Here is a 14785-nt window from a genome sequence, read left to right on the forward strand (position 1 = left end):
GCCGAGGAGTTGAAGTCGGAAGTGGCGAAAGCGGCGGACGTGCGATGCACGTCCGCCGCTTCCCCCGGGGCGACCTGTCAGTTGCAGGTCACCTTGATCTCGAACTTCTTCGTGATCATCCCCGCCATCGGGTTCTTCATGTCGGCGCCCTGCGCCTCACCGGTGATGGTGTAGGTGCTGCCGTCGACGGCGACGTCCGCCGACCCGGTCGTCATGCCGCCCATCTGGGCGACCGCGAGCGCACTGCCGTCGACGACCAAGCCGAGAGACTCGACGGCGGGAGGCGTCGCATCCGACATCACGACCGCCACGCCCTGCTGGCCGCCGACCGCGCCGCTGGCGACGTTGATCTTGCCGCCGGCCTTGACGCAGGTGACGGTGCTGGTATCCAGACCGGCGAGATCCTGGCCCTCGACCTTGACCTCGGTGTTGCCGCTGGTGCTGACCTGGGTGCTGCTGCCACTCGCGGCGGGAGTGCTCGAGCCGGGAGTCGAGCCCTTGTCGTCGGAGCAGCCGACCAAGACCAATGCCGCTGCCGCGATGCCGATACCCGCCGTCACGATGTTCTTCATGGGTGTTTCCCTTCAAGTCGCTTCGCCCCTATGGCGTCGTCGTGAGACAAGTACACGAGGGCCGAAGCGCTACCGATCCCAACAATTGCGGGTGACGTTCATCCGCCGTTGATGTCAGACCCCTCTCGTAGAATGGTGGCATGTCTTCGGCGACAACGTCTTTGAGCTCTAAGGAGCGCCTTGACGTGTTGTTCTCCGAGATGGAGGAGCTGGCGGGGCAGCGCAACGCGATCGACAGCCGGTTGGTGGAGATCGCCGCGGAGATCGAGGGTGACGGGATTTGGGGTGCGACCGGTTGCCGGTCGGTGCCGGCGTTGGTGGCGTGGAAGCTGGGTGTCTCCCCGCATACCGCGGAGACGATGGTGACCGCTGCGCGGCGGTGGGAGGAGTTCCCGCGGTGTGCGGCGATGATGCGCGACGGTCAGTTGTCGTTGGATCAGGTCGCGGTGATCGCCGAGCGGGCCGGGAAGGGGTCCGATGAGCATTACGCGCAGTTGGCGGCGGTGGCGACGGTGACCCAGCTGCGTTCNNNTCGGTCCGCAAGTCCGTCGGGGAGACGCACACCACCTACCGGATCACGCTGCCGAAGGTAGAGGCGGCGAAACTGGATGCCGCGCTGGATTCGCATCGTGATGCGTTGGTGGCGGCGTGGAAGCGTGACCACGCCGACGATGCTGATATCGACACCGATATCGAAGCTGGCGGCGGTGCCCGGCACGGGGAGAATCCCGAGGGTCCCTCGGTCCAGGTGCCACCGTTCCCCACCGCCGCGGATGCGTTCATGAGCGTGGTGGAGGCGGGGTGGGACAGTGACGTGGCGCGTCGCCCGCATGGGCAGCACACCACCGTCGTCGTGCATCTGGACGTCGAAAACCGCAATGCTGCTTTGCATCTTGGGTCGTTTCTGTCCGAGGAGGACCGCCGGTACCTGATGTGCGAGGCGGATTGTGAGATCTGGTTGGAACGTCACGGCCAGGTCATCGGGTCCGGGCGGGCGACCCGCCAGATCAGCCGCCGCCTGCGCCGAGCCCTGGAGCACCGCGACCGGTGCTGTGTGGTCCCCGGGTGCGGCGCGACGCGCGGTCTGCATGCTCATCACATCCGGCATTGGGAGGACGGCGGAGCTACTGAGCTCGACAACCTGGTGTTGTTGTGCCCGTTTCACCATCGCCTTCATCACAGCGGCGGCATCACCATCACCGGCCCCGCCCAACAGCTCGTCGTGACCGACGCCGACGGCACACCCCTGAAACCAGGGTCGTTGGCGCGTCCGCCGACTCAACCCCGCCCGTCGGTGAAACCGTGTCGTGGCCCGTTGGGGGAGCGGGCTGAATGGTGGTGGTACACACCGTTCGAACCCCAACCGCCACCGCGAGACAACTGACCCATCAGATGTCAATGACGTTGGTGGACAACGTCAGTCACGCGTACGCGTTCATCAGCCGCCCGCGTGAGATCAAGGACGCCGTCTGCTTGAGGCGTTGGGCGCGAATGCTCACGTCGTAGCCTCCCACGTGCTCCACGGCGGCGAACTCACCGGACAGATAGCCGTAGAGATGTTGGACGTCGCGGCAAATGGCGATGGCCATCAGGTTGTTTCGACCGCTGATGGCGGCCACGGACGCGATCTCGGCGTGTGCCGCGATCTGCTGCCCGATGCTGTCGAGGTGTTGCGGCGTCGTCGTCAGCCAAATCATCGCGTTGAGCTCGAAGCCTAGGCGCTGGGGCAGGACGTCGAGGTCGTAGGTCAGGGTGCCCGCGGCCTCGAGTGCGGCGAGGCGGCGTGCGACGCGAGGCGTGGACCAGCCGGTCTCTTGGGCCAGGCGCGAGTGGGGTGCGCGGCCGTCTGCGGCCAGCGCGTCGAAGAGTGGCTGATCCTCGGCGGTCGGCGCGGCGGGTCGAACGGTGGGCGACGGCGGGGTGGATCGTTGCAGGATGTGATGAACCTGATCGGCGTCCAGGGTGTGGCCGTAGGCGGTCCACGGTTCGGTGCCCGCCTCACCGAACGTGTGGAGGATCAGGTCGATGTCGAGGTCGATCACCGACGTGGTGCGCGGCAGTCGCCCGAGCAGCCCGTCGGGGCCCTCGGTCAGCGGCGCACGCACGACGAAGACAAGTTCGCTCCAGCCCGAAAGAATGTTGGCGTGAGTCACTTCTGGCCGCCGTACCAGCGCCTCGGCGAGGCGAGGGATGTCATCGGGCTTGGCGCGGACACGGACCACCCACTGGGCGTCACCGTGCACCCTCGGGTTCAGCAGACCGACGACGCGCAACGCTCCGTCGCGCCGTAGTCGGTGGTAGCGACGGGCGACCGTCTGTTCGGGTGCGTCGACGGTGTCGGCGACAAGACGGAACGACGCCCTGGGTGACAGCTGCAACGCGTGAATGATTTGGCCGTCGAGCGCATCGATCATGTGGATAACACTATGGGTGTGGCGCTGTCATGAAGATTGTTGACGATTCTACGGCCGTCAGTCGCTGATCGGCACCGCGCCCGGCCACTCTGGAGTGCATGCGGCTAGCGGGCAACACCATCCTCATCACCGGCGGCGGCAGCGGTATCGGCGAAGGTCTAGCCGCCGCTCTGCATCAGGCAGGTAACCAGGTCGTCATCGCGGGTCGCCGCCGGGATGCGCTGGAATCCGTTGCCCGTCGGCACCCAGGTATCGCGTGCCTTCCGCTCGACCAGAGTGACGCGGGTGCCGTTCGCGCCTTCGCCGAGGAGGTCGTGCGGCGACATCCGCGGGTGAACGTGTTGATCAACAACGCGGGAATCATGCGCACCGAAGATCTGCAGGCCCCGGATCCCGATGTCATCGGCGACGTGATCTCGACGAACCTGCTCGGCCCACTCCTGCTCACCGCGCATCTGTTGCCCGCGCTGAGACGCAGGTCATCCGCGTTGATCGTGAACGTCACCTCGTCCCTTGCCTTCGTACCGAAGGCTGGCCTCCCCACCTACTGTGCCACCAAGGCGGCGATGCACTCCTACACCGAATCCCTGCGATTCCAATTGCGGGCCAGCCCGATTCGGGTGATCGAGATTCCTCCGCCCCGGGTCTACACCGACGCGACCGCGGACGACGACTACGGGGTGGGAGTCGAGGGTTTTGTCCGCGACGTCGTTTCGCTGCTGGCCTCCCGTCCCGAGGCCGATGAGGTCGTCGTCGACGCGGCCATGCAGCTGCGGTTCGCCGAACGCCGCGGCGACTACCAAGAAGTCTATGCAGCAGTCAATTACGAGGATTCGAAGGGAACCCAATGAAGATTGGAATCGGATTGCCCAACCACGTCGCCGGAGTCGACGGCACGCTGGTCGTCGAGTGTGCACGCCGGGCCGAGCAGCGCGGATTCGACGTCGTGACCACGATCGACCGTTTGATCTACCCGAGCCTCGACTCGGTCACCACTCTGGCGCTGGCCGCGGGTGCCACCTCGACGGTTGGTCTGGTGACCAATGTTCTGTTGGCCCCGCTCTACCCGCCGGTCCTTCTCGCCAAGCAGTTGGCGACCCTGTCGGACGCCTCCGGCGGTCGGCTCGTTGTCGGTGTCGGAGTCGGTGCGCGACCCGACGACTACCGTGGCGCCGGGGTCGAGTTCGGTTCTCGCGGAGCCATTCTCGACGACTCCGTGACCGTCTGGCGGAGGGTTTGGTCGGGTGCGCCGTTCGACGGGGAGACGGCGCTGTGCCCGGCTCCCGTGACCATCCCCGTGCTGTTCGGCGGAAAGGGGAAGCCGACGTTGCGGAGGGCGGCCACGCTCGGTGACGGCTGGGCCGGCGGCGCCGTGCGCGACTACGAGACCCAGGCGTCCTTCGCCGAGCAGATCCGCACCCGTTGGCAGGACGCAGGTCGCACGGGCCGTCCGCTGATGCAGACGTCGGTGAACTTCACGCTCGGTGACGATTCCGTAGTCGCGGAGGGACGGCGAAACCTGGGCACGTACTACGGAAACAAGCCGGAGTATGCGGCGCTCAACGTCGCGGACATGGTGGACACGCCGGCGGATGCCCATGGCACCGTGCAGCGGTATCGCGACATGGGCTTCGACCAGTTGCTGTTCCATCCGAGTGTGGCCTCGCTGGATCAGGTCGACCGACTCGCCGACGCCGTGCTGTAGCCGCCGACGGTCAGTCGGTGAGTGTGGGACTGGTCAAGATGTCGTTGGCCGTCCCGGGATCGGTGACCAGACGGTTGAAGTAGCCGCCTCGAGCGCCGGCGATGATGGAGTCGACCTTCTCCTTGCCGATGGCCACGGCGATGGTCGCCGGAATGTGCCGCAGCACTTCGAGTTCCACGGCGATCAAGCGGTCGCCGTCCTCGAATTCGACCGGCCGGCCGTCCCGGTCGTAGAAGCGCGAGCACACGTCTCCGACGGCGGAGCGCAGCGACGTCGAGCCCGTCGGAACGAATCGAGGGATGTCCGAGCGGGTCAGCGGGGGAGCGCCGATACCCATCAGCGCACACCGCGCATGAGGCCAAAGATGCAGCACCCGTTGGATGCTCGGATCGTTCAGCAGTGACTGGTACAGCTCGACGCCTGGCAGCCCCGGGGCGAAGAGGTAGTTCGCCCGCCCGCCGATCCGGTTGGCGACGAGTCGGGTGATCTCGTTGGTCTGGTACCACTCCTCGGGCTGGTCGTTGCCGCCGACGGTCGGGGCGACCACGACGCCGGGCAACGGGGTCAGCTCGCACTGGGCGACTTCGTACACGGTGCGTCCCGACGACACCAGGAGCACGTCGCCCGGTAGCAGCCCGGCCTCGCCGAGCGCCCTCGCCACCGCCGGTGCGAGTACCCGTCCCATGACGTCGACGACGGAGCGACCCGAGGTAGGGGCCGGGAGTTGCGCACTGAGATAGACCGACGTGATGTTGAGTGCGCGGGCCAGCCGATCGGCCAGGTCACCGGTGCGCGCCTCGGCGGGTGGCACCACCTCGATGCGGACGATGCCCTGCCGCTTGGCCTCGGACAGCAACCTGCTGACGGTGGCGCGGCTGGTGCCGAGTTGTTCGGCCACCTCGGCCTGGGTGGCGTCGTCCTCGTAATACAGCCGCGCGGCTGCGTAGAGCAGTGAAGCCGCGAAGTGACTGGCCTCGCCGTCCTGCGATGCGGCGTCGACCGATTGGTTCGCCGGCATGGGCTGAGCCGACCTGGGCATGCAGGAAGTATGGCACCGCTCGCGCATGCCTGCACATATGTTCTGAAGCGAATTTTGCTGAACATTCGTTCTGGACAAATGTGCACGGTCTCGATAATGTGACCTCAGCCACAGCCGAAGGAGTCCCCGAAATGCCCGAACAGATCCCCGAGAAGATGCAGGCCGTCGTCTGTCACGGACCGAACGACTACCGACTCGAGGAGGTCGCGGTTCCGGAGCGCAAGCCGGGCGAAGCGCTCATCCGGGTCGAAGCGGTCGGCATCTGCGCCAGCGACCTGAAGTGCTACCACGGCGCCGCGAAGTTCTGGGGCGACGAGAACCGCCCCGCCTGGACCGAGACGATGGTCATCCCCGGCCACGAATTCGTCGGCCGCGTCGTCGAACTCGACGACGCAGCGGCAAGCCGGTGGGGCATCGCGGTCGGCGACCGGGTGACCTCCGAACAGATCGTGCCGTGCTGGGAGTGCCGCTTCTGCAAGCGCGGCCAGTATCACATGTGCCAACCCCACGACCTCTACGGATTCAAGCGCCGCACGCCCGGCGCGATGGCCGGGTACATGACCTACCCCGTAGAAGCGTTGGTGCACAAGATCTCCGGCGACATCCCGCCCGCGCATGCCGCGTTCGTCGAGCCGCTGTCCTGCTCGCTGCACGCCGTCGAACGCGCGCAGATCACGTTCGAGGACACCGTCGTCGTGGCCGGCTGCGGACCCATCGGGCTCGGCATGATCGCCGGGGCCAGGGCCAAGAACCCGATGCACGTCATCGCGCTGGACATGGCACCCGAGAAGCTCGCGCTCGCCAAGAAGTGCGGTGCCGACATCACGATCAACATCGCCGAGGAAGACGTCGAGAAGATCGTCAAGGACCTCACCGGTGGTTACGGGGCCGACGTGTACCTCGAGGGCACCGGGCACCCGTCCGCCGTGCCGCAGGGGCTCAACGCCCTGCGCAAGCTGGGCCGCTACGTCGAGTACGGCGTCTTCGGCAGCGACGTCACGGTCGACTGGAGCATCATCAGCGACGACAAGGAACTCGACGTCCTCGGCGCCCACCTCGGGCCGTACTGCTGGCCCGCCGCCATCAAGATGATCGAGTCCGGCGTGCTGCCACTCGACGAAATCTGCACCCACCAACTTCCGCTCAGCGAGTTCCAGAAGGGCTTGGACCTCGTTGGCAGCGGCAAGGAATCAGTCAAGGTCTCCCTGATCCCGGCGTAGTCCGACATCCCCCGCAGGATCCCACGAAGGACACGAAGATGAGTCGAGATCGCAGCGCAGGCATATTCCGGGCCGGCCCGGGTGGCCCCCAGATGTCGCGACGAAACATGTTGGCGGCGTTGGGCGTTGCCGGAGCCGCCGCGGCCAGCCTGCCCGTGCTGAGCGCCTGCGGCGTCGGCGGCAAGGCCAGCGCCCCCAACGGGGCGTCGGCGGTGACCGGTGGCTTCGACTGGAAGAAGGCGTCCGGGCAGACGCTGAACATCCTTCAGACGCCGCACCCGTATCAGCTGTCGTACCAACCGCTGCTCGCGGAGTTCAGCGAGCTCACCGGGATCACGGTGAACGTCGACCTGGTTCCCGAGGCCGACTACTTCACCAAGCTGAACACCGAACTGGCCGGCGGCTCTGGCAAGCACGATGCCTTCATGCTAGGCGCCTACTTCATCTGGCAGTACGGCCCGCCGGGCTGGGTCGAGGATCTCAACCCGTGGCTGCAGAACAGCTCGGCCACCAGTGCCGAGTACGACTTCGAGGACATCTTCGAGGGTCTGCGAACCTCTACCAGGTGGGACTTCGTCAACGGCAACCCGTTGGGGACCGGCGGCCAGTGGGCCATCCCGTGGGGCTTCGAGAACAACGTCGTCGCCTACAACAAGCGCATCTTCGACGAAAAGGGCATCACCAAGCTGCCCGACAACCTCGACGACTTCATCCAGCTGGCGGTCGACCTGACCGACCGCTCGGAGAACCGCTACGGCATCTCCACCCGCGGCTCGAAGTCCTGGGCCACCATTCACCCCGGCTTCATGACGCAGTACAGCCGTGAGGGTGCGGTCGACTACACGTTCAACGGTTCGGAACTCATCGCCGAGATGGACAGCGACAAGGCGATCGACTTCACCAAGAAGTGGATCGACATGCAGCACCAAGCCGGGCCGACGTCGTGGACCACCTACGACTACCCCAATGCCACAGGCGATCTCGGTGACGGGAAGGCGATGATGGTGTTCGACGCCGACAGCGCCACCTACCCGAAGAACAAGCCCGGTGCCAGCAAGGAAGCCGGCAACATCGCCTGGTACGCGGGACCGGCCGGGCCTGACGGCAACTACAAGACCAACCTGTGGACGTGGAGCTGGGCGATGAGCGCCAACTCCCGAAACAAGCTGCCCGCCTGGCTGTTCATCCAGTGGGCCACCGGCAAGGAGGCGATGAACAAGGCCGTCGAAGGCGGCACGTACGCCGACCCGGTGCGAAAGTCGGTGTTCGACACCACGTTCAAGCGGGTCGCCGCAGACCAGTTCGGCTACCTGGAGGCCTTCGAGACCGTGATCGGTCAGTCGAAGATTCAGTTCACACCGCAGAAGAAGTTCTTCGACACCACGCAGAACTGGGCCGTAGCCCTGCAGGACATCTACGGCGGTGACGACGCTGCGTCTCGCCTACGCAGCCTCGCCAAGACCAACACCTCCAAGGTCAACCTCTAGGAGTTCTGGCAGTCATGACCACCCAAACCCCCAAGGCGCCGGCAACTTCGCCGGAACAGCCTGCCGCCGCGCAGCGGCGCAACGCGCCCGAGGTGCCGACCTGGCGCCGCAAGCTCCGTCCCTACCTGCTGTCGATTCCCGCTCTGGTGATCGTCGTCGGCATCCTCTACCCCTTCGTGGTGGGCGCCTACTACGCCTTCCTCAACTACGCGGCGGTCAACCCGAACCCGCACTTCGTCTGGTTCGACAACTTCAAATCCGTTCTCGGTGACCAGGTGTTCTGGTACAGCGTGCGCACGACGGCCATCTTCGCCGTCCTCGCCACCCTGGTCGAGACCGCGCTGGGAGTGGGCCTGGCCCTGCTGCTCAACCGGTCGAGCATCATCGGCAAGATCTTCGAGAAGGTGTTGATCCTTCCGCTGATGATCGCCCCCGTCATCGCGGGCGTGATCTGGAAGCTGATGTTCAACCCGCAGTTCGGCGTCCTCAACCACGTTCTGGGACTTGGCAACACCTTCGACTGGTTGTCCAGTGGCAACGCCCTGTTCTCGGTCATCCTGGTCGACCTGTGGATCTTCACGCCGTTCGTGGCGATTCTCGTGCTGGCCGGTATCCGGTCCCTTCCGAAGGAGCCGTTCGAGGCGTCCGAGGTCGACGGAGCCAGTTGGTTCTACATGTTCCGCAAGCTCATGCTGCCGATGCTGTGGCCGTACATCCTGGTGGCCGTCATCTTCCGGTTCATGGACAACCTGAAGGTGTTCGACCACATCTACGTCCTGACCGCAGGCGGCCCCGGCGTGGCCACCCGCACCCTGCAGATCGGAGCGTTCGAGGACTCGATCATCAACCTCGACTACTCCCGCGGCAGCACGTACATGCTGCTGCTCTGGATCATCGTGTTCATCACCGCGCGCTACCTCGTGAGCGTGCTCGGCAAGGCGCAGCGTCGTGCTGCGGGAGCGGAGTCCTAGCTCATGGCACCCAAGACACTCGTGAAGTTCAAGCCCACCCGAACCGAACTGCTGCCCGGGCAGAAGCGCCTCGGTGTCGGGTCGGTGGTCGCCGACGTCGCAGTGGTCGGCTGGTTCGTCTTCTCGTTGTTCCCCATCGTGTGGATGGTCATCCTGGCGTTGAAGAACGCCGAGGAGCAGACCACCACGTACTTCCAGTTCAGTCCGAGCTGGTCGAACTTCGCCACCGTGCTGTCCGACAAGGGCACTCAGATGACGAGCGTCGACTTCAAGTCGGCGATGCTGACCAGCCTGATCAACTGCGGCGGGGCCGTCATCGTCTCGCTGGTCATCGGCATTCCGGCGGCGTACGCGGCGGGACGCTGGAAGTACAAGGGCAGCAACGACTTGATGTTCCAGATGCTGTCGTTCCGGTTCGCGCCCGAACTCATGGTCATCGTTCCGCTGTTCGTGATCTACAACCAGATCGGGCTCTTCGACACCAAGGTCGGGATGATCTGGGTGCTGCAGCTGGTCACCATGCCGCTGGTGGTGTGGATCCTGCGGTCCTACTTCGAGGACCTGCCGGAGGATCTGGAGCAGGCGGCACTGCTCGACGGCTACAGCCGCACCAGGGCATTCGTCATGGTGGCGCTGCCGATCGTGCGTCCCGGTATTGCGGCTGCTGCCCTGCTCGCCTTCATCTTCGCCTGGAACAACTACGTCTTCCCGCTGATCCTGGCCGACAGCAACGCGGGCACGGTGACCGTCGCCATCACCAAGTTCCTGGGCGGCGGCGGACAGGCGTACTACAACCTCACCGCAGCGGCAGCCATCATCGCCGCCCTGCCACCACTCATACTCGCGCTCACCATCCAGAGATATCTGGTGCGGGGCCTGTCCTTTGGGGCGGTGAAAGCCTGATGGCCACCGTGTCGCTCAACGGTTTGTCCAAGTCCTACGGGAAGACGCAGGCGGTGCGCGACCTCTCCGTCGACGTCGCAGACGGCGAATTCTTCGTCATCCTCGGGCCCAGTGGGGCTGGGAAGACGACGACGCTGAAGTCGATAGCCGGCCTGGTCGACGTCGACGGCGGATCCGTCACGATCGGCGGCAACGACGTCACCCTGGTGGAGCCCTACCACCGCAACGTGGCGATGGCGTTCGAGAGCTACGCGCTCTACCCGCAGAAGACGGTCAGCGAGAACCTGGCGTCGCCGTTGAAGTCGGGGCGGACGGGCAAGTACACCGACGCGCAGCAGAAGGAACGCATCGACCAGGTCACCACCACGCTGGGAATCAACCACCTGCTCAAGCGCTTTCCGCGGGAATTGTCCAACGGTCAGCGGCAGCGGGTCGCGCTCGGTCGGGTGCTGGTGCGGCCCGCCGACGTCTACCTGCTCGACGAGCCGCTGAGTCACCTCGACGCGAAGCTGCGGGCGGCGATGCGGGCCGAGCTCAAGCAGCTCGGCGCCATGTCGAAGACCACCACGGTCTACGTCACCCACGACTACCAGGAGGCGCTTGCCCTCGGTGACCGCATCGCGGTGCTGCGGGAGGGCTCGCTGGTGCAGATCGGCACCCCCGAGGAAATCTGGCGCAGTCCCGCCGACACGTTCGTCGCCCGTGCGCTCGGGCAGCCGGAGATCAACCTGTTCGACGGTGAGGTCGAGGACGGCCGAATGCGGCTCGGCGGCGGCGCGTTCGACGTGCCGGTGCCCGCCGGTGTCGACGTCCGTGGGGGAGACCGCGTTCGAGTCGGACTGCGGCCCTGCGACATTCACGTCGTCGCCGGTCCAAGCCAGGACGGCTCAGCGCCGAGACTGACCGGCACGGTCACCCTCGCCGAGCGGCTCGGCCGCAACATCGAGCTGACGGTTGACATGAGCGGCGAGCAGCTGATCGTGCTGTCCTCGGGGCGCGAAGGAGTCGAGGAGGGCGGCCAGGTCTCGATGACCGTGGCCGAGCAGGACATTCACGTGTTCGCCGCTGGCGAGGGTGACACGCGACGATTGGGCGCGGACCACGAGACTCTGGAGGCAGCACAGTGACCACCACGACAGCGGCCCCGAAGACCACCACCGCCCAAAGCCTCACCCTCACCGACCTGGTCAAGACCTACATGGCGAAGGGGCGGGAGAGCTTCGCCGCGGTGAAGGGCATCAACCTCGACATCGCGCCGGGTGAGCTGATCGCCCTGCTTGGGCCCTCGGGTTGCGGCAAGACCACGACGCTGCGGATGATCGCCGGGTTGGAGACGGTGACCAGCGGGTCCATCAAGATCGGCGATCGGGAGATCTCGCAGCTGCCGGCGTCCAAGCGCGGAATCGGGGTCGGCTTCGAGAGTTACGCGCTGTACCCACCGATGTCGGTGCGCGAGAACCTGCTGTACGGACTGAAGGCCCGCAAGGTCAAGGGTGCCGAGCAGATGGTGTCGTCGATCAGCACCCGTCTGGAGATGGACGATCTGATGGACCTGCGCCCCGCGGGGCTGTCCAGCGGTCAGAAGCAGCGCGTGGCGCTGGCCCGTGCGCTGGTGCGCAACCCACCGGTCCTGCTTCTCGACGAGCCGCTCAGCCACCTGGACGCCTCGGCCCGCCAACGGGTTCGACGTGAATTGAAGGTTCTGCAAAGGGAATTCGGCTACACCACGATCGTCGTCACCCACGACCAGGTCGAGGCGCTGTCGTTGGCCGATCGCCTCGCGGTGATGGATGCCGGTGTCGTGCAGCAGTTCGGCACCCCCGACGAGGTGTTCGACGACCCGGCGAATCTGTTCGTCGCCCAGTTCGTCGGTGAACCGCAGATCAACGTGGTCCACGGCGTGGTGAGATCCGACGGTGGCCGGGTCCGGGTCGAGATCGGCTCGGGCGCAGGGTCGTTGGAGACCACCGTGACCGGCGTGGCCGACGGCACCGAGGTCGCCGTGGGCATTCGCCCGCAGGACGCGACGATGTCGGCCGGTCACGGGACGGGGTTGCGCACCACCGTCGCGTACTTCGAGCACCTCCTCGAGTTCGGCCTGGCCACCACCACGGTGGCAGGCGTGGAGGAGGGCATCGTCGTCCAGACGCCCGCCCAGGAACGCTATGAACCCGAGCAGGAGGTCGTCATCGGTGCGCCGCCGGAGCGGGTGTACCTTTTCGACACCGACACGGGAGAGCGATTGCGATGACGAAGCTGTTCAACGACCCTGCCCGGTTTACCGAGGACATGCTCGTCGGGTTCCTCGACGCCAACGCCAAGTACGTCACGGGTGTCCCCGGCGGAGTGGTAAGGGCGAACCAGACTCCGCCGGGCAAGGTCGCCGTCGTCATCGGCGGCGGCTCGGGGCACTACCCGGCGTTCTGTGGAACGGTCGGGCCGGGCTTCGCCGACGGTGCCGTGGTCGGCAACATCTTCACCTCGCCGTCCGCCGAGGACGCTGCGTCGGTGGCGCGCGCCGCCCACAGTGACGCGGGCGTTCTGCTGACCACCGGCAACTACGCCGGTGACGTGATGAACTTCGGCCTCGCCGTCACCCAACTCCGCGGCGAGGGAATCGACGCACACTACTTCGCGGTGACCGACGACATCGCCAGTGCGCCGGCGGGGGAAGAAGTCAAGAGGCGCGGTATCGCGGGCGACTTCACCGTGTTCAAGTGCGCCTCGGCCGCCGCCGAGGACGGCCTGGACATCGCCGGCGTCATCCGTGTCGCGGAATCCGCCAACGCCGCCACCAGAACCCTCGGCGTCGCGTTCGACGGGTGCACTCTGCCCGGAGCCGACGCCCCGCTGTTCACGGTGCCCGACAAGCAGATGGGTGTCGGCCTCGGAATCCACGGTGAGCCCGGGGTGCGCGACGAGCCGATGCCGTCGGCCGCCGACCTCGCGGTGACCCTCGTCGACGGCGTGCTCGACGACCAGCCGAAGACCGATTCGCGGCGGATCGCGGTGATCCTCAACGGGCTTGGCCGCACGAAGTACGAAGAGCTGTTCGTCGTATGGGGCACGGCGTCGCGACTGCTGCGGGAACGCGGCTACGAGGTCGTCGAACCCGAAGTCGGCGAACTGGTCACCAGCCTCGACATGGCCGGCTGCTCGTTGACGGTGATGTGGCTCGACGACGAACTCGAGAAGTACTGGACGGCGCCGGCCGACAGCCCGGCGTACCGCAAGGGTGTTGCGGCGCAGTCCGATTCCGGTGAGCGACGCACCGACGCCGCCGCCGACGCGGCCGCTCCCACGCAGGACGTGGCTGAGCTGGCCGACGACGACGGACGGGCAGGCGGGCGTTTCGTCGTCAAGGCGCTCGACGCCGTCGCGGGCATGCTCGCCGGTGTCGAGGAAGAACTGGGCCGCATCGACGCCGTCGCCGGTGACGGTGACCACGGTCGCGGCATGGTCAAGGGATCGTCGGCGGCCCGCGCCGCAGGGTCCGCCGCCGCCAAGGGTGGGGCGGGCCAAGGTTCCGTCCTCGCTGCGGCGGGGCGGGAGTGGGCGGCAAAGGCGGGCGGTACGTCCGGAGTGCTGTGGGGCGCGTTGCTGACCGCCGTCGGTGGCCGCCTCGGCGACACCGGGCGACCGGACTCCGAGACCGTCGCGGTGGCCATGCGCGACGGGTACGACGCACTCATCCAACTCGGCGGCGCCTCGCCGGGGGACAAGACGATGCTCGACGCCATGCTGCCGTTCGTCGAGGAATTGCAGCGTCGGGTGACCGACGGCGAGTCGTGGCAGACTTCGTGGCGGGCTGCCGCCGAGAAGGCCACCGAGGCCGCTCGCGCCACCGCGGACATGAGACCGAAGGTCGGCAGGGCCCGACCGCTCGCGGAGCGCAGCGTCGGAACCGCCGATGCCGGTGCGACGTCGTTGGCGATGATCGCCCACACCGTCGCGGATTGCTTCGCACGTAAATCCGAGGGAGAGACATCATGACCGGACTACGGATCGTCGTCGGCTGCGACGACGCGGGATCTGAATACAAGGAAGCACTCAAGGCGGACCTGCAGGCCGACGACCGCGTGTCCGAGGTCACCGACGTCGGTGTCGGCACCGACGAACACACCGCCTACCCACACGTCGCGGTGGCCGCCGCCCGGCTCGTCGCCGAGGGCAAAGCCGACCGTGCGCTACTGGTGTGCGGCACCGGTCTCGGCGTGGCGATCAGCGCCAACAAGGTGCCAGGAATCCGGGCGGTCACCGCACACGACGGGTTCTCGGTCGAGCGGTCCGTGTTGTCGAACGACGCGCAGGTGCTGTGCTTCGGGCAGCGGGTGATCGGGCTCGAGCTGGCCCGGCGACTGGCCCGCGAATGGCTCGGCTACGAGTTCGATCCGACGAGCGCCTCGGCCGACAAGGTCAACGCGATTTGCGGGTACGAATCCGAGTCCGTCGCGCGCTGATATTCGCGGCTGGC

The 14785-nt window shown here is 66.5% G+C and carries 13 protein-coding genes and 1 pseudogene; 11 read left to right on the forward strand and 3 right to left on the reverse strand.

Annotated features, from left to right (window positions below; translation table 11 throughout):
• Nucleotides 1–77 precede the first annotated feature (77 nt).
• On the reverse strand, nucleotides 78–572 hold the full coding sequence (locus tag B1790_RS26055) for a lipoprotein LpqH (protein WP_079926190.1): 495 nt from the start codon (nucleotides 570–572) through the stop codon (nucleotides 78–80).
• A 140-nt stretch (nucleotides 573–712) separates the two neighbouring features.
• Between B1790_RS26055 and B1790_RS35690 the strand changes: the two are divergent.
• A pseudogene (locus B1790_RS35690) lies at nucleotides 713–1956 on the forward strand (DUF222 domain-containing protein).
• Nucleotides 1957–1993: 37 nt separating this feature from the next.
• Here B1790_RS35690 and B1790_RS26065 read toward each other — a convergent pair.
• Nucleotides 1994–2986: an Lrp/AsnC family transcriptional regulator gene (locus B1790_RS26065; protein WP_079926191.1), complete on the reverse strand. Its 993-nt coding sequence runs from the start codon at nucleotides 2984–2986 to the stop codon at nucleotides 1994–1996.
• Between the two features lie 98 nt (nucleotides 2987–3084).
• Between B1790_RS26065 and B1790_RS26070 the strand changes: the two genes are divergently transcribed.
• Together B1790_RS26070 and B1790_RS26075 are read left to right on the forward strand one after the other, a co-directional pair.
• The gene (locus B1790_RS26070; protein WP_079926192.1) at nucleotides 3085–3837 is read left to right on the forward strand and encodes an SDR family oxidoreductase; all 753 of its coding nucleotides are present in this window, start codon (nucleotides 3085–3087) and stop codon (nucleotides 3835–3837) included.
• Nucleotides 3834–4691, forward strand: coding sequence for an LLM class flavin-dependent oxidoreductase (locus B1790_RS26075; RefSeq protein WP_079926193.1), 858 nt, complete (start codon nucleotides 3834–3836; stop codon nucleotides 4689–4691). The genes B1790_RS26070 and B1790_RS26075 overlap by 4 nt, the downstream gene beginning before the upstream one ends.
• A gap of 10 nt (nucleotides 4692–4701) precedes the next feature.
• Here B1790_RS26075 and B1790_RS26080 read toward each other — a convergent pair whose 3' ends face one another.
• On the reverse strand, nucleotides 4702–5730 hold the full coding sequence (locus B1790_RS26080; protein ID WP_079926194.1) for a sugar-binding domain-containing protein: 1029 nt from the start codon (nucleotides 5728–5730) through the stop codon (nucleotides 4702–4704).
• Between the two features lie 131 nt (nucleotides 5731–5861).
• Between B1790_RS26080 and eltD the strand changes: the two genes are divergently transcribed.
• Genes eltD through B1790_RS26120 form a run of 8 tightly spaced genes read left to right on the forward strand, consistent with a single transcriptional unit; the run spans nucleotide 5862 to nucleotide 14771 of the window.
• The gene (eltD, locus tag B1790_RS26085; protein WP_079926195.1) at nucleotides 5862–6950 is read left to right on the forward strand and encodes an erythritol/L-threitol dehyrogenase; all 1089 of its coding nucleotides are present in this window, start codon (nucleotides 5862–5864) and stop codon (nucleotides 6948–6950) included.
• 38 nt (nucleotides 6951–6988) lie between these two features.
• The gene (locus B1790_RS26090) at nucleotides 6989–8437 is read left to right on the forward strand and encodes an extracellular solute-binding protein (RefSeq protein ID WP_079926196.1); all 1449 of its coding nucleotides are present in this window, start codon (nucleotides 6989–6991) and stop codon (nucleotides 8435–8437) included.
• A gap of 14 nt (nucleotides 8438–8451) precedes the next feature.
• Entirely contained in the window at nucleotides 8452–9408 is a 957-nt protein-coding gene (locus B1790_RS26095; RefSeq protein WP_079926197.1) for a carbohydrate ABC transporter permease, read from the forward strand.
• A gap of 3 nt (nucleotides 9409–9411) precedes the next feature.
• A complete protein-coding gene (locus tag B1790_RS26100) occupies nucleotides 9412–10311 on the forward strand; it encodes a carbohydrate ABC transporter permease (protein ID WP_079926198.1) in 900 nt (299 codons plus the stop codon).
• Nucleotides 10311–11438, forward strand: a complete 1128-nt coding sequence (locus B1790_RS26105; protein ID WP_079926199.1) for an ABC transporter ATP-binding protein — start codon at nucleotides 10311–10313, stop codon at nucleotides 11436–11438. Before B1790_RS26100 ends, B1790_RS26105 begins: the two co-directional genes overlap by 1 nt.
• Entirely contained in the window at nucleotides 11435–12562 is a 1128-nt protein-coding gene (locus B1790_RS26110) for an ABC transporter ATP-binding protein (protein ID WP_079926200.1), read from the forward strand. Before B1790_RS26105 ends, B1790_RS26110 begins: the two co-directional genes overlap by 4 nt.
• Complete coding sequence (locus tag B1790_RS26115) at nucleotides 12559–14304, forward strand: dihydroxyacetone kinase family protein (RefSeq protein WP_079926201.1); 1746 nt, start codon at nucleotides 12559–12561, stop codon at nucleotides 14302–14304. The genes B1790_RS26110 and B1790_RS26115 overlap by 4 nt, the downstream gene beginning before the upstream one ends.
• Nucleotides 14301–14771, forward strand: coding sequence for a ribose-5-phosphate isomerase (locus tag B1790_RS26120; protein WP_079926202.1), 471 nt, complete (start codon nucleotides 14301–14303; stop codon nucleotides 14769–14771). Before B1790_RS26115 ends, B1790_RS26120 begins: the two co-directional genes overlap by 4 nt.
• The last annotated feature ends 14 nt before the right edge of the window (nucleotides 14772–14785 follow it).

The organism is Mycobacterium sp. AT1 (assembly GCF_002043095.1).
GTDB lineage: Bacteria > Actinomycetota > Actinomycetes > Mycobacteriales > Mycobacteriaceae > Mycobacterium.